The 24,787-nt window shown below is 62.6% G+C and carries 22 protein-coding genes; 18 read left to right on the top strand and 4 right to left on the bottom strand.

Annotation, left to right across the window (positions count from 1 at the left end):
• Positions 1-441 precede the first annotated feature (441 nt).
• Positions 442-2,244, top strand: coding sequence for an acyl-CoA dehydrogenase (locus H0Z09_RS04375; protein WP_186687748.1), 1,803 nt, complete (start codon positions 442-444; stop codon positions 2,242-2,244).
• A gap of 4 nt (positions 2,245-2,248) precedes the next feature.
• Here the strand turns inward: H0Z09_RS04375 and H0Z09_RS04370 are convergent, their stop codons facing one another.
• Positions 2,249-2,542: a cell division protein ZapA gene (locus H0Z09_RS04370; protein ID WP_076951787.1), complete on the bottom strand. Its 294-nt coding sequence runs from the start codon at positions 2,540-2,542 to the stop codon at positions 2,249-2,251.
• Positions 2,539-2,769 (bottom strand): hypothetical protein, encoded by a 231-nt coding sequence (locus tag H0Z09_RS04365; RefSeq protein ID WP_076951786.1) that lies wholly within the window; start codon positions 2,767-2,769, stop codon positions 2,539-2,541. Before H0Z09_RS04365 ends, H0Z09_RS04370 begins: the two co-directional genes overlap by 4 nt.
• Positions 2,770-3,047: 278 nt before the next feature.
• Between H0Z09_RS04365 and H0Z09_RS04360 the strand changes: the two genes are divergently transcribed.
• The 5 genes from H0Z09_RS04360 to trxC all read left to right on the top strand — a co-directional run bounded on the left by H0Z09_RS04360 (position 3,048) and on the right by trxC (position 12,120).
• Positions 3,048-4,673, top strand: a complete 1,626-nt coding sequence (locus H0Z09_RS04360) for a methyl-accepting chemotaxis protein (protein WP_186687746.1) — start codon at positions 3,048-3,050, stop codon at positions 4,671-4,673.
• Between the two features lie 156 nt (positions 4,674-4,829).
• Entirely contained in the window at positions 4,830-6,572 is a 1,743-nt protein-coding gene (locus tag H0Z09_RS04355) for a potassium/proton antiporter (protein WP_076951784.1), read from the top strand.
• Between the two features lie 49 nt (positions 6,573-6,621).
• Positions 6,622-10,008 (top strand): mechanosensitive channel MscK, encoded by a 3,387-nt coding sequence (gene mscK, locus H0Z09_RS04350; protein ID WP_186687745.1) that lies wholly within the window; start codon positions 6,622-6,624, stop codon positions 10,006-10,008.
• A 50-nt stretch (positions 10,009-10,058) separates the two neighbouring features.
• A complete protein-coding gene (locus H0Z09_RS04345; RefSeq protein ID WP_186687734.1) occupies positions 10,059-11,522 on the top strand; it encodes a protein adenylyltransferase SelO in 1,464 nt (487 codons plus the stop codon).
• 163 nt (positions 11,523-11,685) lie between these two features.
• Complete coding sequence (gene trxC, locus H0Z09_RS04340; protein ID WP_186687731.1) at positions 11,686-12,120, top strand: thioredoxin TrxC; 435 nt, start codon at positions 11,686-11,688, stop codon at positions 12,118-12,120.
• 128 nt (positions 12,121-12,248) lie between these two features.
• Here trxC and H0Z09_RS04335 read toward each other — a convergent pair whose 3' ends face one another.
• Both H0Z09_RS04335 and H0Z09_RS04330 read right to left on the bottom strand, forming a co-directional pair.
• A complete protein-coding gene (locus tag H0Z09_RS04335; protein WP_186687728.1) occupies positions 12,249-12,470 on the bottom strand; it encodes a DUF6124 family protein in 222 nt (73 codons plus the stop codon).
• A gap of 287 nt (positions 12,471-12,757) precedes the next feature.
• Complete coding sequence (locus H0Z09_RS04330) at positions 12,758-13,528, bottom strand: ParA family protein (protein WP_076951778.1); 771 nt, start codon at positions 13,526-13,528, stop codon at positions 12,758-12,760.
• Positions 13,529-13,876: 348 nt separating this feature from the next.
• Between H0Z09_RS04330 and H0Z09_RS04325 the strand changes: the two genes are divergently transcribed.
• The 12 genes from H0Z09_RS04325 to H0Z09_RS04270 all read left to right on the top strand — a co-directional run bounded on the left by H0Z09_RS04325 (position 13,877) and on the right by H0Z09_RS04270 (position 24,768).
• Positions 13,877-14,596, top strand: coding sequence for a beta-ketoacyl synthase chain length factor (locus tag H0Z09_RS04325; RefSeq protein WP_186687724.1), 720 nt, complete (start codon positions 13,877-13,879; stop codon positions 14,594-14,596).
• On the top strand, positions 14,572-15,384 hold the full coding sequence (locus tag H0Z09_RS04320) for a lysophospholipid acyltransferase family protein (protein ID WP_186687721.1): 813 nt from the start codon (positions 14,572-14,574) through the stop codon (positions 15,382-15,384). The genes H0Z09_RS04325 and H0Z09_RS04320 overlap by 25 nt, the downstream gene beginning before the upstream one ends.
• Positions 15,362-15,631 carry a phosphopantetheine-binding protein gene (locus H0Z09_RS04315; protein ID WP_186687719.1) on the top strand — a complete coding sequence of 90 codons (270 nt, stop codon included), beginning with the start codon at positions 15,362-15,364 and terminating at the stop codon, positions 15,629-15,631. Before H0Z09_RS04320 ends, H0Z09_RS04315 begins: the two co-directional genes overlap by 23 nt.
• A 9-nt stretch (positions 15,632-15,640) precedes the next feature.
• Positions 15,641-15,895 carry an acyl carrier protein gene (locus H0Z09_RS04310; protein WP_005784088.1) on the top strand — a complete coding sequence of 85 codons (255 nt, stop codon included), beginning with the start codon at positions 15,641-15,643 and terminating at the stop codon, positions 15,893-15,895.
• Positions 15,892-16,437, top strand: a complete 546-nt coding sequence (locus tag H0Z09_RS04305) for a hypothetical protein (protein ID WP_186687715.1) — start codon at positions 15,892-15,894, stop codon at positions 16,435-16,437. The genes H0Z09_RS04310 and H0Z09_RS04305 overlap by 4 nt, the downstream gene beginning before the upstream one ends.
• Positions 16,434-18,101 (top strand): acyl-CoA synthetase family protein, encoded by a 1,668-nt coding sequence (locus H0Z09_RS04300; RefSeq protein ID WP_186687712.1) that lies wholly within the window; start codon positions 16,434-16,436, stop codon positions 18,099-18,101. Before H0Z09_RS04305 ends, H0Z09_RS04300 begins: the two co-directional genes overlap by 4 nt.
• A gap of 63 nt (positions 18,102-18,164) precedes the next feature.
• On the top strand, positions 18,165-18,899 hold the full coding sequence (locus H0Z09_RS04295) for a glycosyltransferase family 2 protein (RefSeq protein ID WP_186687709.1): 735 nt from the start codon (positions 18,165-18,167) through the stop codon (positions 18,897-18,899).
• Positions 18,896-19,831 (top strand): glycosyl transferase, encoded by a 936-nt coding sequence (locus H0Z09_RS04290; RefSeq protein WP_186687706.1) that lies wholly within the window; start codon positions 18,896-18,898, stop codon positions 19,829-19,831. Before H0Z09_RS04295 ends, H0Z09_RS04290 begins: the two co-directional genes overlap by 4 nt.
• Positions 19,815-21,356, top strand: a complete 1,542-nt coding sequence (locus H0Z09_RS04285) for an aromatic amino acid ammonia-lyase (RefSeq protein WP_186687703.1) — start codon at positions 19,815-19,817, stop codon at positions 21,354-21,356. Before H0Z09_RS04290 ends, H0Z09_RS04285 begins: the two co-directional genes overlap by 17 nt.
• Positions 21,349-21,774, top strand: a complete 426-nt coding sequence (locus tag H0Z09_RS04280; protein WP_186687700.1) for an acyl-CoA thioesterase — start codon at positions 21,349-21,351, stop codon at positions 21,772-21,774. The genes H0Z09_RS04285 and H0Z09_RS04280 overlap by 8 nt, the downstream gene beginning before the upstream one ends.
• A gap of 29 nt (positions 21,775-21,803) precedes the next feature.
• Entirely contained in the window at positions 21,804-22,466 is a 663-nt protein-coding gene (locus tag H0Z09_RS04275) for an outer membrane lipoprotein carrier protein LolA (protein WP_186687943.1), read from the top strand.
• Positions 22,456-24,768 (top strand): MMPL family transporter, encoded by a 2,313-nt coding sequence (locus tag H0Z09_RS04270; RefSeq protein ID WP_186687697.1) that lies wholly within the window; start codon positions 22,456-22,458, stop codon positions 24,766-24,768. The genes H0Z09_RS04275 and H0Z09_RS04270 overlap by 11 nt, the downstream gene beginning before the upstream one ends.
• Positions 24,769-24,787: the final 19 nt, after the last annotated feature.

The following is a 24,787-nucleotide window of genomic DNA, read 5'->3' as shown; positions in this document are numbered from 1 at the left end:
TTTGGGGGGTAAACCGGCAGGACGCCGGTTTAGCCGCCCCGCGCCATGGATGGCGCGTGGCGGCGGCCCCCCAAATCAATGTCGGATTACGGGCATGCCGAGCCTAGGCGAGGCACCGAGTGGTGGGGCGAAGCGTTTTGGGTTACTTTTTGCGCTCTTCAAAAAGTGACCCGCCGTAAGGGCGGAACCCTAAGCCGCCGTTACCGCAGCAACGGATATGTACTCGGTCAAACCCAAAAAAACGGTCGGCCCGAAGGCCGCCAAGCAAGCTCCTCGCCGCACACCGTTGAAAGTTGTGTAGATACCCATGGCTATCGCAGGCAAGCCAGCTCCCACATGGACCGTGTTCGTTCTGCCTCTCCATCACCCAGATCAATCTTGCTATCCACCCTCCATTTGCGCACTTAGACTCGGTCCCTATTCCCACATAGGTAAGCCGCCATGTCCGAGACGCTGCTCAGTTCCCGCAATCTGGCTTTCGAGCTGTACGAAGTCCTCGATGCCGAGGGCCTGACCCAGCGCGAGCGGTTTGCCGAACACAACCGCGAGACCTTCGATGCCGCGATCAGCACCGCACGCAGCATCGCCGAAAAGTACTTCGCGCCGCATAACCGCAAAAGCGACGAAAACGAACCGCGCTACGAAGACGGCCAGGCCATCCTGATTCCGGAAGTGAAACCGGCCGTAGATGCCTTCCTCGAGGCCGGGTTCCTCAACGCGGCCCGCAGTTTTGAAGCCGGCGGCATGCAGCTCCCGACGTTATTGTCCCAGGCCTGCTTCGCCCACTTCCAATCCGCCAACGCCGCCTCCACGTCCTACCCGTTCCTGACCATGGGCGCCGCCAACCTCATCGAAAGCTTCGGCACGCAGGAGCAGAAACAACGCTTCCTGCAGCCGATGATCGACGGCCGTTTCTTCGGCACCATGGCCCTGACCGAACCCCATGCCGGCTCCTCCCTGTCGGATATTCGTACCCGCGCAGAGCCAGCGACCGACGGCAGCTATCGACTCAAGGGCAATAAAATCTTCATTTCCGGCGGCGACCACCCGCTGTCGGAAAACATCGTGCACATGGTGCTGGCCAAGCTGCCGGATGCGCCGGCTGGGGTGAAGGGCATTTCGCTGTTTATCGTGCCCAAGTTCCTGGTCAACGACGATGGCAGTCTGGGCGAGCGCAACGACGTGCTGCTGGCAGGGCTGTTCCACAAGATGGGCTGGCGCGGCACCACGTCCACCGCGCTCAATTTTGGCGATAACGGCCACTGCGTCGGCTATCTGGTGGGCAAGCCGCACCAGGGGTTGAGCTGCATGTTCCAGATGATGAACGAGGCGCGCATCGGCGTGGGCATGGGCGCGGTGATGCTCGGTTACGCGGGCTACCTCTACTCGCTGGAATATGCGCGCGAACGCCCGCAGGGCCGCTTGCCTGACAGCAAAGACCCCGCAACGGCGCCGGTCGCGATCATCCAGCACGCTGACATCAAGCGCATGCTGCTGACGCAAAAAGCCTACGTCGAAGGCGCCTTCGACCTCGGCCTCTACGCCGCCCGGCTGTTCGACGACACCACCACGCTGCCCACCGAAGACGAACGCAAGCACGCCCACGAACTGCTGGACCTGCTGACGCCCATCGTCAAATCCTGGCCGTCGGAGTTCTGCCTCAAGGCCAACGAATTGGCGATCCAGATTCTCGGCGGTCACGGCTACACCCGCGAATACCCGGTAGAGCAGTATTACCGCGATAACCGCCTGAACCCGATCCATGAAGGCACCCACGGCATCCAGTCCCTGGACTTGCTGGGGCGCAAACTGGGGCAGAACGGTGGTGCGGGCTTGAAGCAATTAATAAGACTGATGGCCGAAACCGGTGCCCGTGCGCAGGCATACCCAGGCCTCACCCTGCTAAGGGAGCCGCTGGAACAGTTGGTCAACCGCTTGCAAAGCGTGACTATCGGCCTGCTGACGGACCTCGCCCAAGGCAGGGTCAACAGCAGCCTGGCGAATTCGGCGCTGTACCTGAAGGTGTTCGGGCATACGGTGATTGGCTGGCGCTGGCTGGAACAGGCGATTCGCGCCGAAGAAGGGCTGGCCCGGGGCAACGCGGCGGATGTGGCCTTCTATAAAGGCAAGCTCCAGGCTGCCCGGTACTTCCTGACCTGGGAAGTACCGAGCTGCCATCATGAACTGGCCATTCTCGAGGCACGCGATGATACGTGCCTCGGTATGCAGGACGAGTGGTTCTAAGCCCTCAGGGCTGGCCAATCGCCTTGGAGATGACATCGACCGTGGCGCTGACTTGCTCTTGGTAACGGTCGAGTTCCTGCTGGTGAGCCTGCTGCATTTCGATCTGCTCGGCGCACAGGTTCAGCGCCGCCAGCACCAGTAATTTGTCACCGATCAGGGTCGGGTACTTTTTCTTGGTGGTGGCAAGGGACGCCTTGAGCATTGTCACGGCATGCATCAGGGTCTTGTCTTCCCCGGCCGGTGCCTTGATCGAGTAATCCTCTCCGAGAATCGAAACGACCTTTATCCCTTCGCTCATGCGCTGACAGGACCTGCACTCACGCGCTCAACCAGCGCCTGGATACGGGCGGCGGTGGCGCCGTGCTTTTCTTCCTGTTCCATCAGGTTCAGTTGCAGGCTGTCGTTCTCATCCTTGACGCGGGCCAGTTCTGCCTTGAGGGATTCGTTGGTGCCCAGTAGAGCCTGGTTTTGCTGTACCAGGTCGCTGACCAGTTGTTCCAGTTGGCTGAGGGATGCTTCTAACATTTTGATTTCTCGGGCTTTTTCAAAGGGCGGTGACGATAAAGAAAATTCACCTCGGATGCCAGGGTTATCCCCGGCGCGCAGCCCGATTTTTAAGGGCCGGGCCGCACTTTCGAGCCTTAGTGACTGCATTTACCCGATCTGGTTCCTGAATCGGCCAAACCCCTCGTCAGATGCGACAAAAACGCACACCTCCCTTTAGACTTTAGTCGCAGGTCCGATAGAGAAGCACACCCTGTTTCATGGCCGCACGGATCGCGCTTCCCCTCAGGATTTCCCGCATGTCGCTTCGTAATATGAATATCGCTCCGAGGGCCTTCCTCGGCTTCGCGTTTATCGGCGCGTTGATGTTGTTTCTCGGCGTGTTCGCCCTGAACCAGATGAGCAAAATCCGTAGCGCCACCGAAGACATTACCTTGTCCAGCGTGCCGAGCATCCGCGCCCTCGATGAATTCACCCAACTGACGCTGCGCCTGCGGGTGCTGTCGTACCGCCTGCTGACCAACCGTGAGCCGGAAGTCCAGCAAAAAACCCTGGAAGCCTTTGAACTGCGCAACCAACAGATTCGCAAGGCGCAGGACATCTACGAAAAACTGATCGAGGGCCGCGAAGAGCGCGCGGCCTACGACGAATACGTGCGCCTGCTCGGCCAGTACCACCAGATCGAAGAGCGCATGAAGAGCCTGTCACGGGCTAATCAGGTGGAAGAGCTGCGCCGCCTGCTTAACACCGATTTGCTCAGCAACTCCGAACAGGTCAACGCCGTGCTCACGCGCCTGCTGGACATCAATAACGAGATGGCCCTGGCCACCAACAAGGAGGCCGAGGACCAATACAGCATGGCCTTCAATATGGTGGTGAGCCTGCTGGTGATCGCCACGCTGCTGACCCTGTTGTTCGCCTGGCTGTTGACCCGCAGCATCACCTTGCCGATTTCCCAGGCACTGGAAGCTGCCGAAGAAGTGGCCGAAGGCAACCTGACGCGGCCGATCAAGGTCGACGGCAACGACGAAGCCGGGCGCCTGCTGGCCGCCATGGCCAAGATGCAGGACAAGTTACGCGACACCTTGCAGCGCATCGCCGGCTCAGCCACCCAGTTGGCGTCGGCGGCTGAAGAGCTCAACGCCGTGACTGACGAAAGCGCGCGTGGCCTGACCCAGCAAAACAACGAAATCGAACAAGCCGCCACGGCCGTCAACGAGATGACCAGTGCCGTCGAAGAAGTTGCACGCAATGCGGTGAGCACCTCCGAAGCTTCGCGCAACGCCACCCTGTCCGCCGGTGATGGCCGCGACCTGGTGCAGGAAACCGTCAGCGCCATCGAGCGCATGAGCGGCGACGTGCAGGCCACGGCCACGTTGATTGGCGACCTGGCCAATGAGTCGCGCGATATCGGCAAGGTGCTGGACGTGATTCGCGGCCTGGCCGACCAGACCAACCTGCTGGCGCTGAACGCCGCGATCGAAGCGGCACGCGCCGGTGAAGCCGGCCGCGGCTTTGCCGTGGTCGCCGACGAAGTGCGTGCCCTGGCCCACCGCACCCAGCAGTCGACCAGCGAAATCGAGCGGATGATCGGCAGCATTCAGGCCGGGACCGAACATGCGGTGGATTCAATGCGCAACAGCACTGAACGTGCGGAATCGACGTTGAACATCGCCAAAGGCGCGGGGATGTCGCTGGATACCATCAACACGGCGATTGTCGAGATCAACGAACGCAACCTGGTGATCGCCAGCGCGGCGGAAGAGCAGGCCCAGGTCGCACGGGAAGTGGACCGCAACCTGGTGAATATCCGCGACCTGTCGGTGCAATCGGCGACCGGCGCCAGCCAGACCAGCGCGGCGAGCAGTGAACTGTCGCGCCTGGCGGTGGATTTGAACGGGATGGTCGGCCGCTTCCGCCTTTGAAATAAAGCCTGCCAAACCGACGCCGCTCCCACATTTAGTTATGCGCGAATCAGAAAAAGCTTTTTGACAGCGCAGCAATTCAACAGGTTAGAATCGCTGGCACGCAGACTGCATGGTCAGTTTGCGCCCCGTCTTGTTTGCCATGGAGTACTGCCTTTGAATGCGACGACCATCAACAGCCTGTTCTTGATCGGCGCGTTGCTGGTGAGTGCGAGCATTCTGGTGAGTTCTCTTTCGTCCCGCTTAGGAATTCCGATCCTGGTGATCATCCTGGCCGTGGGCATGATCGCCGGCGTCGATGGCGGCGGCATCATCTTCGACAACTACCCGACCGCCTACCTGGTGGGCAACCTCGCCCTGGCGGTGATCCTGCTCGACGGCGGTTTGCGCACCCGGGTGGCCAGTTTCCGCGTGGCGCTGTGGCCGGCGTTGTCGCTGGCCACGGTCGGGGTGTTGATCACCACCGGCCTCACCGGCATGGCCGCGGCCTGGCTGTTTGACCTCAATATCATCCAGGGCTTATTGATCGGCGCGATTGTCGGCTCGACGGACGCGGCGGCGGTATTTTCGCTGCTCGGCGGCAAGGGCCTGAACGAACGGGTCTCCGCCAGCCTGGAAATCGAATCCGGCAGCAACGACCCGATGGCGGTGTTTCTCACGGTCACCCTGATCGACATGCTCGCCAGCGGCCAGACCGGCCTGCACTGGAGCCTGTTGACCCATCTGATCCGCGAATTCGGCATCGGCGGTATCGTCGGCCTCGGCGGCGGCTGGCTGATGCTGCAGATGGTCAACCGCATCAACCTGGCCAACGGCCTGTACCCGATCCTGGTGATCGCCGGCGGCCTGTTCGTCTTCGCCCTGACCAACGCCCTGCACGGCAGCGGCTTCCTCGCTGTGTACCTGTGCGGCCTGGTGATCGGCAACCGCCCGGTGCGCAGCCGTCACGGCATTTTGCACATGCTCGACGGCATGGCCTGGCTGGCGCAAATCGGCATGTTCCTGGTGCTGGGTCTGCTGGTTACGCCTCATGATTTGCTGCCGATCGCGCTGCCGGCCCTGGGCCTGGCGCTGTGGATGATCCTGTTCGCGCGGCCGCTGTCGGTGATGGTCGGCCTGCTGCCGTTCAAGGCGTTCCATGACCGCGAAAAGGCCTTTATCGCCTGGGTCGGCCTGCGCGGCGCGGTCCCGATCATCCTCGCGGTGTTCCCGCTGATGGCCGGCCTGCCCCATGCGCAGCTGTACTTCAACCTGGCGTTCTTTATCGTGCTGGTCTCGCTGCTGGTGCAAGGCACGAGCCTGCCGTGGGTGGCCAAGCTGCTCAAAGTCACCGTACCGCCGGACCCGGCGCCCATCTCCCGCGCCGCTCTGGAAGTACACGTCACCAGCGAGTGGGAGCTGTTTGTCTACCGCCTGGGCGCCGAAAAATGGTGCATCGGCGCCGCGCTGCGCGAGTTGAAAATGCCTGAGGGCACGCGGATCGCCGCCCTGTTCCGTGGCCAGCAACTGCTCCACCCGTCGGGTAGCACGGTGCTGGAAGTCGGCGATCTGCTCTGCGTGATTGGTCACGAACATAACCTGCCGGCCCTGGGCAAACTGTTCAGCCAGGCGCCGCAACGCGGCCTGGACCTGCGCTTCTTCGGCGACTTCGTGCTGGAAGGCGACGCCCAGCTGGGCGCGGTTTCCGCCCTGTACGGCCTGAAGCTCGATGGCATCGACCCGGACATGCCGCTGAGCAGTTTCATTACCCAAAAAGTCGGCGGCGCCCCTATCGTCGGCGACCAGGTGGAATGGAACAACACCATCTGGACCGTCGCGGTCATGGACGGGAACAAGATCGGCAAAGTCGGCGTCAGATTCCCCGAAGGAAGTCGCCCGGGCCCCGGGCTCTTCCTCTAAACTGCGGGGCAACGATGCCCCGATTCTTCACCTTGCAAGACCGGTCTCTATGCCAACCCTGCGCACTTTTCTCGCCACTGCCCTGCTGGGCCTGACCCTTTGCGTCGGCACCGTTCACGCCGCCGACCCGCCCAGCGCCGATGCTGTCCAGCAAACCCTGGACAAGCTGCCCGACCGCAAGCTGCCCGACGCCGACATGAAGGCGTTGCAGGCCATTCTGCAACAAACCTTGACCTACCTGGCCAACAAGCAGGACTACGAACAGCGCCTGATCGACCTCAAGCGCCAACTGGAAGACGCCCCGCGCCAGACCACCGAGAACCAGCGCGAGTTGGTCCGGCTCAAGGCAACCAAAGTCATTCCGGTCGCCCAACGCTACGCCACCCTGCCAGTGCCGCAACTCGAGCAACTGCTGGTGCAGCGCTCCACCCAGCAAGGCGACCTGCAAAAGGCACTGTCCGAAGCCAACAGCCTGACCATCGCCGCGCAGACTCGCCCCGAGCGCGCCCAGACTGAAATCAGCAGCAGCCAGACGCGTATCCTGCAAATCAACTCGACGCTCAAGGCAGGCAAAGACAACGGCAAAGCCCTCAGCGTTGACCAGCGCAACCAACTGAACGCCGAACTCGCGGCCCTGAACGCGCTGATACCGCTACGCCGCCAGGAACTGGCCGGCAACAGCCAACTGCAAGACCTTGGCAATAGCCAGCACGACCTGATCCAGGAAAAAACCGCGCGCCTGGAGCAAGAGATCCAAGACCTGCAAACTTTGATCAACCAGAAGCGCCTGGCCCAGTCCCAGCAGACCGTGACCCAGCAGTCCATCGAAGCGCAGAAAGCCGGCGGCAGCAGCCTGCTGGCCACGGAAAGCGCGGCCAACCTGAAGCTGTCCGACTACCTGCTCAAAAGCACCGACCGCCTCAATGACCTGACCCAGAAAAACCTGCAGACCAAGCAGCAACTGGACACCGTGACCCAGAGCGATTCGGCCCTGGACGAGCAAATCAACGTGCTCAAGGGCAGCCTGTTGCTGTCCAAGATCCTCTACAAGCAGAAGCAGGCCTTGCCGCGCCTGACGGTGGACCGCGACCTGGCGGACGACATCGCCAACATTCGCCTGTACCAGTTCGAGGTCAACCAGCAGCGCGAGCTGATCAGCTCCCCCAGCGCGTATGTGGATAACCTGCTGGCAAACCAGGCGCCGGAAGACGTGACCCCGCAACTGCGCCGCACCTTGCTGGAACTTGCGATCACCCGCAGCGACTTGCTGGAGCGCCTGAGCCGTGAGCTGAGTGCGCTGCTTAACGAATCCATCACCCTGCAACTGAACCAGAAACAACTGCTCAGCACCGCCACAACCCTGCGCGCGACGCTGGACGAGCAGATGTTCTGGATCCCCAGCAACAAGCCGCTGGACACCGAGTGGCTGGAAACGGTCCCGGCGCACCTGAGCAAGCAGATCGCCACCCTGCCCTGGGCCTCCAGCGTCAGCGAACTGTATGACGGCCTGACCCAGCGCCCGCTGCTGTTCCTGCCGCTGTTGCTGTTGATCGGCGCGCTGCTGTGGCGGCGCAAGGCCCTGTACCAGCGCCTGAACAAGGTTCACCTGGACATCGGCCACTTCAAGCGCGACAGCCAATGGCATACGCCGCAGGCCATCCTGATCAATATCCTGCTGGCGATGCCGGTGTCCCTGGCCTTGGCGCTGTGCGGCTATGCGCTGCAGATCGACGCCCGCGGGCAGAACGCCAACCTGGGCGCCGCGCTGTTGCAGATCGCCCAGGCCTGGCTCGTGTTCTACACCGCTTACCGCATCCTGGCGCCGGGCGGCGTGGCGGAGTTGCATTTCCGCTGGGAAAAACCCCAGGTCGAATTCCTGCAAGGCTGGGTGCGCAAGCTGGGGTTGGTGGTGCTGGCCCTGGTGGCGGTGGTGGCGATCGCCGAGCATCAGCCGGCGGCACTGGCCGACGATGTGCTGGGCATCGGCGTTGTGCTCACGTGCTATGCACTGATGGCCTGGCTGCTGGGTCGCCTGCTGCTCAACAGCCCGACCCACGAAAAAGCCTCGCTGTTTCGCAAGGCCATAGGCCTGCTGTTTACCGCGCTGCCGGTCGCCTTGTTTATCGCGGTGCTGTTTGGTTATTACTACACCGCGCTCAAGCTCAGCGACCGGCTGATCAACACCCTGTACCTGCTGATGTTCTGGCTGGTGATCGAAGCCACCTTCGTGCGCTGGCTGAGCGTCGCCGCGCGGCGCCTGGCCTATGCCCGCGCATTGGCCAAGCGCCAGGCCGCCAAGGAAGCGGGCGAAGGCGAAGCGGTGGTCGAAGAGCCGACCCTGGACATCGAAAAGGTCAACGAGCAATCCTTGCGCCTGATCCGCCTGGCCTTGCTCGGCGGCTTCATTGCGGCGCTGTACTGGGTGTGGTCCGACCTGATCTCGGTATTTTCCTACCTGGATAACGTCACCCTGTACGAATACACCAGCGGTACCGGTGCGAACGTGAGCATGGTGCCGATCAGCATCGGCGATTTCCTCGGTGCGCTGATCATCGTCGGCATCACCTTCGCGCTGGCGCGCAACCTGCCGGGCCTGCTCGAAGTGCTGGTGTTGTCCAAGCTGGAGCTGGCCCAGGGCAGCGCCTATGCGACCACCACGTTGCTGTCGTATGTGATCGCCGGCGTCGGCTTTGTCTCGACCCTGTCCACCCTCGGCGTGAGCTGGGACAAGTTGCAATGGCTGGTGGCGGCGCTGTCGGTGGGCCTGGGCTTCGGCATGCAGGAGATCTTCGCCAACTTTATCTCCGGCATCATGATCCTGTTCGAACGCCCGGTGCGTATCGGCGACACCATCACCATCGGCAACCTGTCGGGCACGGTGAGCAAGATCCGCATCCGTGCCACCACGATCACGGATTTTGATCGCAAGGACATCATCGTCCCGAACAAGACGTTCATTACCGGGCAACTGATCAACTGGTCGCTGACCGACACGGTCACCCGCGTCACCCTGAAACTGGGCGTGGACTACGGCTCCGATCTGGATTTGGTGAAGGAATTGCTCCTCAAGGCCGCCAGGGAAAACCCTCGGGTCCTGAAGGAGCCGGAGCCTCTGGTTTACTTCCTCAACTTCGGCGAAAGCACCCTCGACCACGAGCTGCGCATGCACGTGCGCGACCTGGGCGACCGTAACCCGGTGCTGGACGAGGTCAACCGCTACATCAACCGTGAGTTCAAGAAGCAGCACATCAACATCTCGTTCCGACAGATGGAGGTGTACCTCAAGAACATGCACGGCCAGGAGTACAAGCTGGTGCCGGTGGAAGACGAGCGCAAGACCATCGTCGCCGCGCCCGCGCCCGAACAGGACGCGCCAGAGCCGCCTGCCGGTAAAGTCGAAGATGCGCCGGAACCCCCGCCGAGCAAACTCGACTAACGCACTTACCCCCAGCAAAACTGCTGGGGGCATCCCGCTGGAGGTAGCCGGTGAAAGCCCTCGACGAACTGATTTTCGACAACCGCTTTGCCCGTTTGGGTGACGCGTTCTCAACCCACGTACTGCCAGAACCCCTCGACAACCCGCGCCTGGTGGTCGCCAGCAACGCCGCCATGGCGTTGCTCGACCTCGACCCGGCGGTGGCCGAAACACCGCTGTTTGCCGACATTTTCGGTGGCCACAAGCTGTGGGCCGAGGCAGAACCGCGGGCGATGGTCTATTCCGGCCATCAATTCGGCGGCTACACCCCGCAACTGGGCGACGGCCGCGGGTTGTTACTGGGCGAGGTGTATAACCAGGCCGGCGAACACTGGGACCTGCACCTCAAGGGCGCCGGGCAAACGCCTTATTCGCGCATGGGCGATGGCCGCGCGGTGTTGCGCTCTTCGATCCGCGAGTTTCTGGCCTCCGAAGCACTGCATGCGCTGGGCATCCCCAGCAGCCGCGCGTTGTGCGTTATCGGCTCCGATACCCCGGTGTGGCGTGAAAAGCAGGAACGCGGCGCAATGGTGTTGCGCATGGCCCGCAGCCATATTCGCTTCGGGCATTTCGAGTATTTCTACTACACCAAGAAACCCGAGCAGCAGAAGGCGCTGGCCGAGCATGTGCTTTCACTGCACTACCCCGAATGCCAGGAACAGCCCGAGCCCTACCTGGCGATGTTCCACGCAATCGTGGAGCGCAACGCCGAACTGATCGCCAAATGGCAGGCCTATGGCTTCTGCCACGGCGTGATGAATACCGACAACATGTCGATCCTGGGCATCACCTTCGACTTCGGGCCATTTGCGTTCCTCGATGACTTCGACGCGCATTTCATCTGCAACCACTCGGATCATGAAGGGCGTTACTCCTTCAGCAACCAAGTGCCGATCGGGCAGTGGAACCTCAGCGCGCTGGCACAGGCGCTGACGCCGTTTATCAGCGTTGAGGCCCTGACGGAAGCGCTGGGCCTGTACCTGCCACTGTATCAGGCGAACTATCTGGATTTGATGCGCCGACGACTGGGGTTGACCAGCTCCGAGGACGACGACCAGAAGCTGGTGGAACGGCTGCTGAAGCTGATGCAGAACAGCGGCGTGGATTACACGCTGTTCTTCCGCCGCCTGGGGGATGAATCGGCGGCACTGGCGGTCGCGAAGCTGCGCGATGATTTTGTCGACCTGGCAGGGTTTGACGCCTGGGCCGAGCTGTACAAGGCGCGCGTTGAACGAGACGGGGACTACAGCGAGGAGCAGCGTCGTGAGCGGATGCATGCGGTGAACCCGCTGTATATCTTGCGCAACTACTTGGCGCAGAACGCCATCACTGCGGCTGAATCAGGGGATTACAGCGAGGTGCGGCGGTTGCATGAGATGCTTTCCAAGCCGTTTGAAGAACAGGTAGGAATGGAGCAGTACGCACAGCGGCCGCCGGATTGGGGCAAGCATTTGGAGATTAGTTGTTCGTCGTGAAACCTTTAAATGAGGGCTTCCACTGAAACGCCGAAGCGCTCAGCGTCCCGTGCTCAATAGTGAGTTTCAGGTCGTCGTTCATGGGTTGTCCTTTTCATCCGGCTTGATAAACCGCATTGCTGGCTCCAGATTGAGCCTATTGGTAACACCCCAGGAGCCTCCGATGTCCGAACCTCTCGTAATACCCTGCCCGCATTGCAACGGCCTCAACCGGATCCCCGCTGAGCGCCTGGGTGACGCGCCCAAGTGCGGGCGTTGCAAGCAGCCGGTTTTGTTGAACAAACCCTTTGAATTGAAACAGGGCGACTACGCCAGCCAGATCAAGGGCGACCTGCCGTTGCTGGTGGATGTGTGGGCCGATTGGTGCGGGCCGTGCAAATCGTTCGCGCCGGTGTTTGAGCAGGCGGCCGGGCAATTGGAGGGCAAGTGCCGGCTGGCCAAGCTGGACAGCGAGGCCAACCAGCAGTTGTCGGCGCAGTTGGGGATTCGCTCGATTCCCAGTTTGATCCTGTTCAAGAATGGCCGGGAAGTGGCGCGCCAGAGCGGGGCGTTTGCGCTGCCGCAATTGATGAGTTGGTTGCGGGGCCAGGGTGTGTAGCCCAATCTCCTGAACAATGCTGGACAATGTGGGAGCGGGCTTGCTCGCGAAGGCGGAGTGTCAGTCACCGCATCTGGCACTGTCCTACCGCTTTCGCGAGCAAGCCCGCTCCCACATTTTGACCGCGTTTAACCTGAGGTCAGCGGGGCTTCACGGTCCATCATCTGGCCGACCAGCAGTACGCCGAGTTCGCTCAATTGGTGGATGGCCAAAGCCACGTCGCGGTGCTCGCCGGTGAGGTCGTTGGACAGGTTGAGTAGCAAGGTGCGCACGGAAGAGAAGGTTTCGTAGCTGTTGAGGACAAGGGTTTCGGTGGGGAGGTTGGGAGCAACGGTATAAAGGTTAAGCATGGATCGTCTCCGAGTAGGGGACGTCTCACCACGGGCTACTAAACCCGACCACTGAACATTCAGCGGCCCGTGAACCTTAAGAGAGGCCCATCCAAACGCACAAGCCAGCGGATTCCGAGGCAGCTGTAGGCAACTGCGCAATACGACTATTTCCTTGCATGAATGCAGTCCAAATGTGGGAGCGGGCTTGCTCGCGAAGGCGGTGTGTCATTCAGCACATTGGGTACTGATACACCGCTTTCGCGAGCAAGCCCGCTCCCACATGGAGTTCTGTTGCGCCTGGCAGATCACGCGTTTTCCAGCAGGTTATGCAACTCCACAAACTGTTGCGTCAACTTATGCCGTGGATCGAGGTGGATCAGCGGTTTGTTCTGTTGGTGCGACTCGCGCATGCGCACGGAACTGGCCAGGTACACCGGCAATACCGGCAAGCCTTCGGCAATCAACTCATCAAGCATTTGCTGCGGCAAACTCGCCCGGGCCTGGAACTGGTTGACCACTATGCCTTCGACTTCCAGGCCTTCGTTGTGGTCTTCCTTCAGCTCTTCGATTTCAGCCAGCAAACCATACAGTGCCTGGCGCGAGAAGCTGTCGCAATCGAACGGAATCAGCACGCGATCAGCCGCGATCAACGCCGAAACCGCGTAAAAATTCAGCGCCGGCGGTGTATCCAGGTAGATCCGGTCGTAATCTTCGCTCAACTCATCCAGCAGTTTTCGCAGCTTGTTGATCTTGTGCTTGGCTTCCAGCTTGGGCTGCAGGTCCGCCAGTTCGGCGGTTGCGGTAATGACATGCAGGTTGTCGAACGGCGTTTCGTAGATATCCACCTTGTTCTTCTTCGAAAACGGCCCGGAAGACAGGGTCTGCTTGAAAAAATCCGCGATCCCCATGGGGATATCGTCGCCGGTCAGCCCGGTGAGGTACTGGGTTGAGTTGGCCTGTGCATCGAGGTCCACCAACAGGGTTCGATAGCCTTCACTGGCACTGACTGCTGCCAGGTTGCAGGCGATGCTGGACTTGCCGACGCCGCCTTTCTGATTGAACACCACACGCCGCATGGAAAAACCTCCGTGTATCAATGAATGTCCGAGTGTAGAGGGCAAAAGCGACTGTTAGCTACCTCGTTCGTCCATGCATTACAGCATCACGGAACCATTGGCGACCTGAGTGTCATACGCAGCCGACGAGGCAAAAAGAACGGTCCGACAACCCATCCAGCGCGACGTAAAGGACAATCTGTGAATTCTTCCGACTATTTTGTAATTGGCCGTGCACAATTCATTACCAATGTTTGCTAGAACCCCACGGCACCGGGATAATGCGCGCCATTCGGCCATCGTTCCCTGCCCCTGCCTCGGGGGCCAATGGCTGCACATGGAAGCCCGCAGGGGCGGGATACCTTCTCAGTGATCACTTTCAATATCGCGCAATGGCGCGCCTGGGCCCCAGGGCTCGATAGCGTGGACGACTGGCATGCCTGGTGCCACGCCCCGGTGTTGCTGCCCGTAAGCCAGGCATGCCCCGACGTGTCGTTCCTGCCGGCCATGCAGCGCCGCCGCCTGAGCCGCCTGGCGCGCATGGCGTTCAGCGTAGGCTGGCCGTTGGCCGAAGGCCTTGAGGACCTGCCCCTGGTGTTTGTGTCCCGGCACGGCGAGACCCCGCGCACCCTCGATATCCTCAGCGACCTGGCCAACGACCAGCCACTTTCGCCAACCCAGTTCAGCCTGTCGGTGCACAACGCGGTGATTGGCTTGTGGTCGATCCTGCGCAATGAAACCAGCGAAATGACCGCCCTGGCGGCCGCCGGCGATGGCCTGGAACACGGCATGCTCGAAGCCGCCGCGCTGCTCAACGAAGGGGCTGCGGCGGTCTTGCTGGTGATCACCGAAGAACAGGCGCCCGACGCCTATGCCAGCTGGATCGTTGATGTGCCCTTCCCCTACGCCGTCGGCCTGCTGCTCACACCTGGCGACGAGTGGCAACTGGAACTAAATGGCAGCGCGGTCCAACTCACTCAAACCCAGTGGCCTCACGCCCTGAACCTGCTGCGCACCCTGCTCACCGAACAGGTCGCCTGCCAACATGCCTGGAAGAACCGCGTATGGAACTGGCAACGCAAGTCGTGACCGATAAACCACGGGACGCCTATTACTGGCGCCTGTTCGCCACCGCCGCCAGCTTCGCGCTGTTCGGCGTCGGCGGGCTGTGCCTGCGCCTGCTGGTATTTCCGTTGCTCAGTTGCCTGCCGGGCAGCGCCGAAAAACACCAGCGCCGCGCCCGTCATACCATCAGTAAACTGTTCTGGTTCTTTATCCGCCTGATGCAGCGCGCGGGCGTGCTGACCTACAGTGTCGAAGGCGCCGAAAACCTCGGCCGCCCCGGCCAGATGATTGTCGCCAACCACCCCTCGTTGATCGACGTGGTGTTCCTGATCGGCCTGATGCGTCAAACCAACTGCGTGGTCAAGCAGAGCCTGTTTCAAAACCCGTTCACCCGCGGCCCGGTACGGGATGCCGGCTACATCAGCAATGACGGCAGCGCGGACATGCTCGACGCCGCCGCCGACGCCCTGCGCGCGGGCCAGACCCTGATCATCTTTCCCGAAGGCACCCGCACCACGCCCGGCGCCACACCCGCCTTTCATCGCGGTGGCGCCGCCATTGCGCTGCGGGGTGCGACAATCATCACCCCCGTGGTGATCAAGGTCAGCCCCACCACCTTGACCAAGGCCGAACCCTGGTATCGCATCCCCAAACGCCGTTTTCACTTCAGTTTGCGCGTAGGTGCCGATATAGAACCACAGGCGTTCGCAACACTGGGGCCCGCGCCCCAGGCCTCACGCAAGCTCAACGATTACCTGCATGACTATTTTATTAAGGAGCTCGCCGAAGATGAGCGACCAACACCGCCTTGAGCACGACATAAAGATGCTGATCATCGAGGCCCTGGGCCTGGAAGACATCAGTGTCGACGACATCGACAGCGAGCAAACCCTGTTCGGCGAAGGCCTCGGCCTGGATTCGGTAGACGCCCTGGAAATGGGCCTGGCGATTCAGAAAAAGTACGGCATCAAAATCGATGCCGACGCCAAGGACACCCGCAATCACTTCACCAACGTGGCCTGCCTTGCGGCGTTCGTCACAGCCAGACAGGCAGCTTGAGACCGGACCATGCAAACTCGTGACGATATTTTCAACACCTTGCGCGACGCCTTGGTGGAACTGTTTGAACTGGAGCCTGCACGCGTCACCCTTGACGCCAACCTGTACCAGGACCTGGAAATCGACAGCATCGACGCCGTGGACTTGATCGACCATATCAAGCGCCAGACCGGCAAGAAGATCGCCGCCGAAGAATTCAAGGCGGTGCGTACCGTGAACGACGTGGTTGAGGCGGTGTACCGTCTGGTCCAACCGGCCGCATGAGCCGGCTGATTGGCCTTGGTCTGTTGCTGGCGGGGCTGTTGTACCCCTTTGCGGTGTATTTCGGCACCGAGCACTTTGCGCCGTGGCAGTTCGGCCTGCTGTTGGGCAGCCTGTGGCTGTTGCGGGCGCTGACCGCTGCACGACGCCCCGGCAGCCGTTGGATGGCATCGGCGGTGATCGTGTTCTGCCTGGCGCTGGCCTGGTTCGACAGCCCGCACCTGCTGCGCTGGTACCCGAGCCTGGTCAGTGCATTCATGTTGACGTTGTTTGGCTTGAGCCTCAGGTACGGCCCGCCGATGGTCGAGCGCCTGGCGCGCATGACCGATCCGGTGTTGCCGCCCCACGCCGTGGTGTATACCCGCCAGGTGACCGTGGTGTGGAGTGTGTTTTTTTTGTGTAATGGCCTGCTCGCGGCCGCCCTCACCCTGTGGGCGCCGCTGAGCTGGTGGACGTTGTACAACGGCCTGATCGCCTACGGGTTGATGGGGCTGTTGTTTGCCGTGGAATGGCTGGTACGACAAAGGGTTCGAGGCCGCGTATGAATGGGTTGAAACTTGAGCACTTGCTGCTTGAGCCGCTGCAACAGCGTTGGGTGACCACCGCACCTCAAATGAGCCACGCACAGCTGTGGGAGCAGGCCCTGAGCCTGGCGGCGGGGCTGCAGGCGCGGGGTATTCGGCGCCTGGCCGTGCACCTGGAAGACGCCGGCCTGCTGGCGATTGCCCTGCTGGCCGCCTGGCGCGCCGGGGTCAGCGTGCTGCTGCCCGCCGACCTGCAACCCCAGACCCGCCAACGCTGGGACGCGGTAGTCGATGCCTGGCTGACCGAAGCGGTCGACCTGGACGCGCTGTATCAAGCACCGTTGGGCGCTGCCGTGCTGGACCTGGATGCCTGCCAACTGAGCCTGTGCACCTCCGGCTCCAGTGGCGAACCCAAGCGCATCGACAAGACCCTGCGCCAGCTGGCCAACGAAGTCCAAGCCCTGGAAACGCTGTGGGGCACGGACCTTAAAGACGCCTGCATCATTGGCAGCGTCGCCACCCAGCATATCTACGGCTTGCTGTTCCGGGTGCTATGGCCGCTGTGCGCCGGTCGTACGTTTGTGCGCAAGCAACTGGCCTTCCCCGAGGATTTGCAGCGCGCCAGCCGCGAGCACACACGCTTTGCCTGGGTCGCCAGCCCGGCGCTGCTCAAGCGCATGGGCGACAACCTCGACTGGCCCGCGCTGAGCCAGGTATCGCGGGTGTTTTCGTCCGGCGGCGCGTTGCCCGTGGAAGCCGCCGGCAGCCTGTACGACCGTTTGCAGCAATGGCCGACCGAAATTCTCGGCAGCTCGGAAACCGGTGGCATCGCCTGGCGCCAAGGCGCGCAGCCCTGGCAGCCGTTCGCCGATGTGCAGCTGAGCCAGGACGCCGACGGCGCCCTGCGCATCGCTTCGCCCTACCTGCCCGCCGGGCATATCGAACACACCGCCGACGCCGCGCGCATCCATGCCGATGGCCGTTTCGAGCTGCTGGGCCGCCTGGACCGAATCGTCAAGCTGGAAGAAAAACGCATCTCCCTGCCCATGCTGGAACAGGCACTGGTGGCCCATTCATGGGTCGCGGAAACCCGTCTGGGGGTGGTGCAGGAAAACCGCGCCTCTCTCGGCGCCCTGGTGGTGCTGAGCGCCGAGGGCTTGCATGCCCTGCGCAATCAGGGTCGGCGCGCACTCACCCAGACACTGCGCCAACATTTGAGCCAACATTGCGAAGCCCTGGCGCTGCCGCGGCGCTGGCGTTTGCTGCGGCAACTGCCGCTGAACAGCCAAGGCAAGCTGCCTCAGGCCGACGTGGAGGCGCTGCTGCTGGCCTCCAGGCCGAAAACGCCCGACGTACTGGAACAAGTCGAAGCCGACGGCGAATGGACCTTGCAACTGAGCGTCCCGCCGGACCTCGCCTACTTCAGCGGGCACTTCCCGGTCACGCCAGTGCTGCCGGGGGTGGTGCAGGTGGAATGGGCATTCAGCCTGGGCCAGCAACTGCTCGATTTGCCGGCGACGTTTGCCGGCATGGAGGTGCTCAAGTTTCAGCAATTGGTGCGCCCGGGTGATCACATCGAATTGCACCTGCGCTTTGACCCGGAACGCAGCAAGTTGTATTTCGCCTATCGCAATGGGGTCGCGGCCTGTTCCAGCGGGCGGATAGTGCTGGGAGAGGCCAAGTGAATAAGCTTTTGTGGCAAGCGGGCCCGCTCGGCACATATGCTGGTCCTGTCAGTGAGGGCCGCCATGCATAACCCCTGCGCCCTGATCCCGGTCTACAACCACGAAGCCGCCGTGCCCGCCGTGGTCCACCGCCTGTTGAACAACGGCCTGCCCTGCCTGTTGGTCGACGACGGCAGCAGCCCGGCTTGCGCAGCGGTGTTGGCGCAACTGGCGACGCTCGACAACGTCACCCTGCTGACCCTGCCCAGCAACCAGGGCAAAGGCGGCGCGGTGATGGCCGGTTTCCGCGAAGCCGCACGCCTGGGTTACACCCATACCCTGCAAGTGGACGCCGACGGCCAGCACGACCTGCGCGAAGTCGAGACTTTCCTCGACCTCTCGCGCAGGCATCCCGACGCGGTGATCTGCGGCTACCCCGAATACGACGACAGCGTGCCCAAAGGCCGCCTGTACGCGCGCTACCTGACCCATATGTGGGTGTGGATCAACACCCTGTCGCTGCAGATTCGCGACTCGATGTGCGGCTTTCGCGTGTACCCGCTGGCACCGGTGCTGGCACTGATGGACTCGGCCTACATCGGCACGCGCATGGATTTTGACTCCGATATCCTGGTGCGCCTGGCCTGGCGCAACCAGCCGATGCGCTGGCTGCCGACTCAGGTGCACTACCCCGCCGACGGCCTGTCGCACTTTCGCCTGTTCCACGACAACGTGCGCATCTCGGCGATGCACACCCGTCTGTTCTTCGGCATGCTGGTGCGTGCGCCGATGATTCTGTGGCGACGGTGGCAGGCATGAGCGACAGCACCAAACACTGGGCCGACCGCGAGGAACGCGGCAGCTACTGGTTGATGAAATTCACCGCGTTCGCCGCCAAGGTGCTCGGCCGCCGAGTGCTGAGCCCGGTGCTGTACGGCATCGTGTTGTACTTTTTCCTGTTCGGCCGCACCGCGCGCCGCAGCGCCTGGCAGTACCAACAGCGCCTGGCCGACTGGAGCGGGCGTGACGCGTTGCGCCCCACTCATTGGAAGGTCTTCGGTCAGTTCATGGCCTTTGCCGACTCGCTGCTCGACAAGCTCGACGTGTGGAACGGCAAGCTGCGCCTGGAACAGATCGAGATCAACGACCCGGCGCAATTGCGCGGGCAACTGCGTGGCGACCGCGGGCAGATGCTGGTGGGCGCGCACTTGGGCAACCTGGAAGTGTGCCGCGCCCTCGCCGAGATCGGTGAGCAAGTCACCATGAACGTACTGGTGCACACCAAACACGCCGAACAATTCAACCGCCTGCTGGGCGAAGCCGGGGCAACCCACTTGCGCCTGATCCAGGTCAGCGAACTGGACCCGGCCACCATGCTGCAGCTCAGCCAGCGCCTGGACGACGGTGAGTGGCTGGCGATTGCCGGCGACCGCGTGCCGCTGCACGGCGGGCGCACGGTGCGCGTAGACTTCCTCGGCCACGACGCCGCATTCCCCCAGGGGCCGTGGCTGCTGGCCGGCCTGCTCAAATGCCCGGTGAACCTGCTGATGTGCCTCAAGCACGGGCGGCGCTATCGCCTGAGCATCGAGCCTTTCGCCGAGTTGATCGAATGGAAACGCAGCACCCGCGAGCAGGTCATTGCCCTGTGGACCGCGCGCTATGCCGCACGCCTGGGCCAGTTCTGCCTGGAAGCGCCCCAACAATGGTTCAACTTTTACCCTTTCTGGAAGACCGATGACCACGCATCTTGAGCCGGTAACCTTTGGCGAACGCGCATTGCGCATCGAAGACGTGCTGGCTTTGGCCAACCGTCAGGCGCCGCCCCAATTGCAGGGCGATGCCGCGTATCGCCAGCGCATCGCCAAGGGCGCGCAGTTCCTCGATTCGCTGCTGGACAAGGAAGGCGTGATCTACGGCGTGACCACCGGCTACGGCGACTCCTGCGTGGTCGCCGTGCCGTTGCAGCACGTCGAGGCCTTGCCGCGTCATCTGTACACCTTTCATGGGTGCGGCCTGGGCAAGTTGCTCGATGCCCAAGCCACCCGGGCGGTACTGGCCGCGCGGTTGCAGTCGCTGTGCCACGGCGTGTCCGGGGTGCGCGTGGAACTGCTCGAGCGCCTGCATGCGTTCCTCGAACACGACGTGTTGCCGCTGATCCCGGAAGAGGGTTCGGTGGGCGCCAGCGGTGATTTGACGCCGCTGTCCTACGTAGCCGCGACCCTCTCCGGCGAGCGCGAGGTGATGTTCCGTGGCGAACGCCGCCAAGCCGCCGATGTACATCGTGAACTGGGCTGGGAGCCGCTGGTGCTGCGCCCCAAGGAAGCCCTGGCGCTGATGAACGGCACCGCCGTGATGACCGGCCTGGCCTGCCTGGCCTTCGCCCGTGCCGACTACTTGCTGCAACTGGCCACGCGCATCACCGCGATGAACGTGGTGGCGTTGCAAGGCAACCCGGAACATTTCGACGAGCGCCTGTTCGCCGCCAAGCCGCACCCCGGGCAGATGCAAGTCGCCGCGTGGCTGCGCAAGGACCTGGCGATCGACGCGCCGACCGCGCCGCTGCATCGCCTGCAGGACCGTTACTCGCTGCGTTGCGCCCCCCATGTGCTCGGCGTGTTGGCCGACAGCCTGAACTGGCTGCGTTCCTTCATCGAGATCGAGCTGAACAGCGCCAATGACAACCCGATCATCGACGCCGAAGAAGAGCGCGTGCTCCACGGCGGGCACTTCTACGGCGGGCACATCGCCTTTGCCATGGACAGCCTCAAGACCCTGGTTGCCAACGTCGCCGACCTGCTCGACCGCCAGCTCGCACTGCTGGTGGACGTGCGCTACAACCACGGCCTGCCGAGCAACCTGTCCGGTGCCCCGGCCGACCGCGCGATGATCAACCATGGCTTCAAGGCCGTGCAGATCGGCACCAGCGCCTGGACCGCCGAAGCGCTGAAAAACACCATGCCGGCCAGCGTGTTCTCGCGCTCCACCGAGTGCCATAACCAGGACAAGGTCAGCATGGGCACCATTGCTGCCCGCGATGCGATCCGCGTGCTGGAGCTGACCGAGCAAGTCGCCGCCGCGACCTTGCTTGCCGCCAACCAGGGTGTGTGGCTGCGCGCCCAGGCCGAGGATGCGCGGCCACTGCCGCCGGCGCTGGCGGCGATGCATGAAGCACTCGCAAAAGACTTCCCCCCGGTCATCGAAGACCGCGCCTTGGAGGGCGAACTGCGCCTGTGCCTGCAACGTATAGCCGAGCAACACTGGAGGCTGCATGCGTAGCCAGGGCGTGCTGCATTGCGACACTGAAATCCTCGTGCCGTTTTTTGACGTCGACACCATGAATGTCGTGTGGCACGGGCATTACGTGAAGTACCTGGAAGTGGCGCGCTGCGCGCTGCTGGACCAGATCGGCCACAACTACACAGCGATGCTCGAGTCCGGCTATGCCTGGCCGGTGATCGACATGCAGTTGCGCTATGTGCGTGGCGCGGTGTTTGGCCAGACCATCAACGTACGCGCCAGCCTGGTGGAATGGGAGAACCGCTTGAAGGTCAATTACCTGATTACCGATGTGGCCAGCGGCGAGCGGTTGACCCGTGCCAGCACCGTGCAGGTGGCGGTGGAAGTCGCGACCCGCGAGATGCAGCTCGCCTCCCCAACCGTATTCACAAACGCCGTAGAGAGAGCCTTGAAATGAGATCCCCTGTGGGAGCGGGCTTGCTCGCGATGGACGTTAACGATAATGCGGGTCGCCTGATGCTACGCGGCGCTCTCAGGTTCTTCGCGGGCAAGCCCGCTCCCACAGGGATCGCCTTAATCCTGCTATTAAGTATTCCGGGCCTGGCCCAGGCTTTCGACCTGCAGCAACTCAGCGACCAACTCGCAAAACCCACCGTCATCCACGGCAACTTCACCCAGGAAAAACACCTGCGCGCCCTGCCCCAGCCCCTCGTCAGCAAAGGCACCTTCGTCCTGGCCAAGGACCATGGCCTGCTGTGGCTGCTCAAAACCCCGCTGCAACAGGACTACCGCATCAGCGCCCAGGGCATTGCCCGGCGTGACGCCAATGGCTGGCAACTGTTGCCGAACAAGAGCGCCGGCGCCGAGCAGAACCGCCTGTTCCTCGCCGTGCTCCAGGGCGACAGCAGCGGCTTGCAGCGTGATTTCGACCTGCAACTGCAAGGCGAGGCCAAGCAGTGGACATTGACCCTGGTGCCGCGCTCGCTGCTGCTCAAGCAAGTCTTCACCCAGATCAATATCGACGGTGGCGAACTGGTGCAGAAAATCGAATTGCTGGAAACCCAGGGCGACAGCACCCTGCTGCGCATGCAGGACAGCACGGCGAGCCAACCCTTGACTGACGCGGAGCAACACGACTTTGCCCAGTGAGCGCCTGCTGCCGCGCCTGTTCCTGATCCTGCTGGTCGCCATGCTGGCCCTGGCCGGCTGGCAGTGGCGTCACGGCGCGCCGTTGTCGGCCAACCTGATGGAACTGGTGCCGGGCAGCACGCCGGATGCGCTGGAACAGCAGGCCGAACAACGCATGCAAGAACCGCTGAACCGCGAAATGCTGGTGCTGGTCGGGCATGCCGACCGCCAGCAAGCCGTGGCCGTGGCCCAACAATTGGGCGAGCGCTGGCAGGCCAGCGGGTTGTTTGAAAAGGTGCAATGGAACCTGCAAGCCGACTTGCCGGCACTGCGCGAGCAATTGCTGCGCGGGCGCCTGGCCATGCTCTCGGCCAAGGACCGTGAGCAGCTGATCGAGCACCCTGACGCGTTTATCCAACAGCGCGTACAGGCGCTGTTCGACCCCTTTACCGGTTTCAGCCTGGTGCCCAGCCAGGACGACTGGCTGGGCCTGACCGGGCGCATCCAGAACAGCCAGCCGCAGCGCGGCGCCGTGCAGCTGGATATCGGCAGCGGCGCGTTGATCGCCGATGCCGACGGCAAAAGCTGGGTGTTGCTGCGCGCGCGCACCACCGGCAATGCCTTCGATATGAAACTGCCGCTGCAGGTGGCGGATCTGCTCCAGGCCAGCCGCGAGCAGGCCGCCGGGCACGGTGCACAGTTGCTCGCCGCCAGTGGCTTGCTCTACGCCGCCAATAGTCAACAGCAAGCCACACGGGAAATCACCTGGGTCGGCGGCGGCGCCACCCTCGGCATCCTGTTACTGCTGTTGCTGGCGTTCCGCCGTTGGCGCGTGCTGCTGGCCTTTGTGCCGGTGCTGGTGGGCATGCTGTTTGGCGCGGTGGCCTGTGTTGCGCTGTTTGACCATATGCATGTGATGACGCTGGTACTGGGCTCCAGCCTGATCGGCGTGGCGGTGGACTACCCGCTGCATTACTTGTCGAAAAGTTGGAGCCTGCGGCCATGGCGCAGTTGGCCGGCGTTGCGCCTCACGCTGCCAGGCTTGAGCCTGAGCCTGGCGACCAGCTGCATCGGGTATCTGGCGCTGGCCTGGACGCCGTTTCCGGCCTTGACGCAAATCGCGGTGTTCTCTGCCGCGGGGTTGGTCGGCGCTTACTTGTGCGCCGTGTGCCTGTTGCCGGCACTGCTAAACGGCGCAGAGCTGCGCCCGGCGCAATGGCCGCTGCGCATCGCCGAAGGGATGTGGCGCGCGCGTGCATCCTTGCTCAAGCGCGTGCCGAGCCCGGTATTGCTGGGGGCGCTGCTGCTGTTTTGCGCAGGTGGCTTATGGCACTTGAACAGCAAAAATGATATTCGCCAATGGATCGGCGCGCCGCCGCAATTGCTGCAGGAAGCCCAGGCCGTGGCGCGCATTACCGGGTTCCAGCCCACCAGCCAGTTCTTCCTGGTGCGCGCAGACACCCAGCAGCAGTTGCTGGAGCGCCAGGCTGCGTTGGCGCAGCGCCTGGACCAACTGGTGAACATGGACAAACTCAAGGGCTACCTGGCGCTCAATCAATTGGTCAGCCTGCCCGCAGAGCAACAACAATTGCGCGATGCGCTGAACCAACTGCCGCAACACTGGCAGCCGCTGCTCGATCTCGGCGTGCCCGCCAGTGCGCTGCAGGCCGAAGTTGCGCGACTGCAAGCGCTGCCCACCCAGGACATCGATGACGCGCTGGCAGGCCCGCTGGCCGAACCGTGGCGCACCCTGTGGCTTGGCCCGGTTGAAGGTGGCGTGGCGGCAATGGTCAGCCTGCAAGGTTTGAACAACCCGGCCTTGCTGCGGGTGCAGGCACTGGACTTACCGGGTGTGCAGTTAGTGGACCGCCTGGGCGATTTGAACCGGGTGTTCGCCGACACGCAAATCAGCGCCGCCGAATTGAAACTGATGTCCTGTGTTTTGATCGTACTGCTGCTGATCCTGCCGTTCGGTTTTGGCGGGGCCTTGCGCATCGTCGCCCTGCCGCTGCTGGCGGCGCTGTGCAGCCTGGCCAGCCTCGGCTGGCTGGGCCAGCCGCTGACGCTGTTCAGCCTGTTCGGCTTGCTGCTGGTCACGGCTATCAGCGTCGATTATGCGATCCTGATGCGCGAGCAGATCGGCGGCCCCGCGGTCAGCCTGTTGGGAACCTTGCTGGCGGCGCTGACGACCTGGTTATCCTTTGGCCTGCTGGCGGTGTCCAGCACGCCGGCGGTGAGTAATTTCGGCCTATCGGTCAGCCTGGGCCTGGCATTCAGCTTTATGCTGGCGCCCTGGGCCGGACAACAGAAACACGCCTTATGAATGTGATTATCGCCAGAAC

Origin of the sequence: Pseudomonas sp. SWRI18 (assembly GCF_014268345.1) — a bacterium.
Lineage (GTDB): Bacteria > Pseudomonadota > Gammaproteobacteria > Pseudomonadales > Pseudomonadaceae > Aquipseudomonas > Aquipseudomonas cedrina.
Note: the sequence above shows the minus strand (reverse complement) of the source record. Positions and strands in the feature narration are given on the sequence as shown.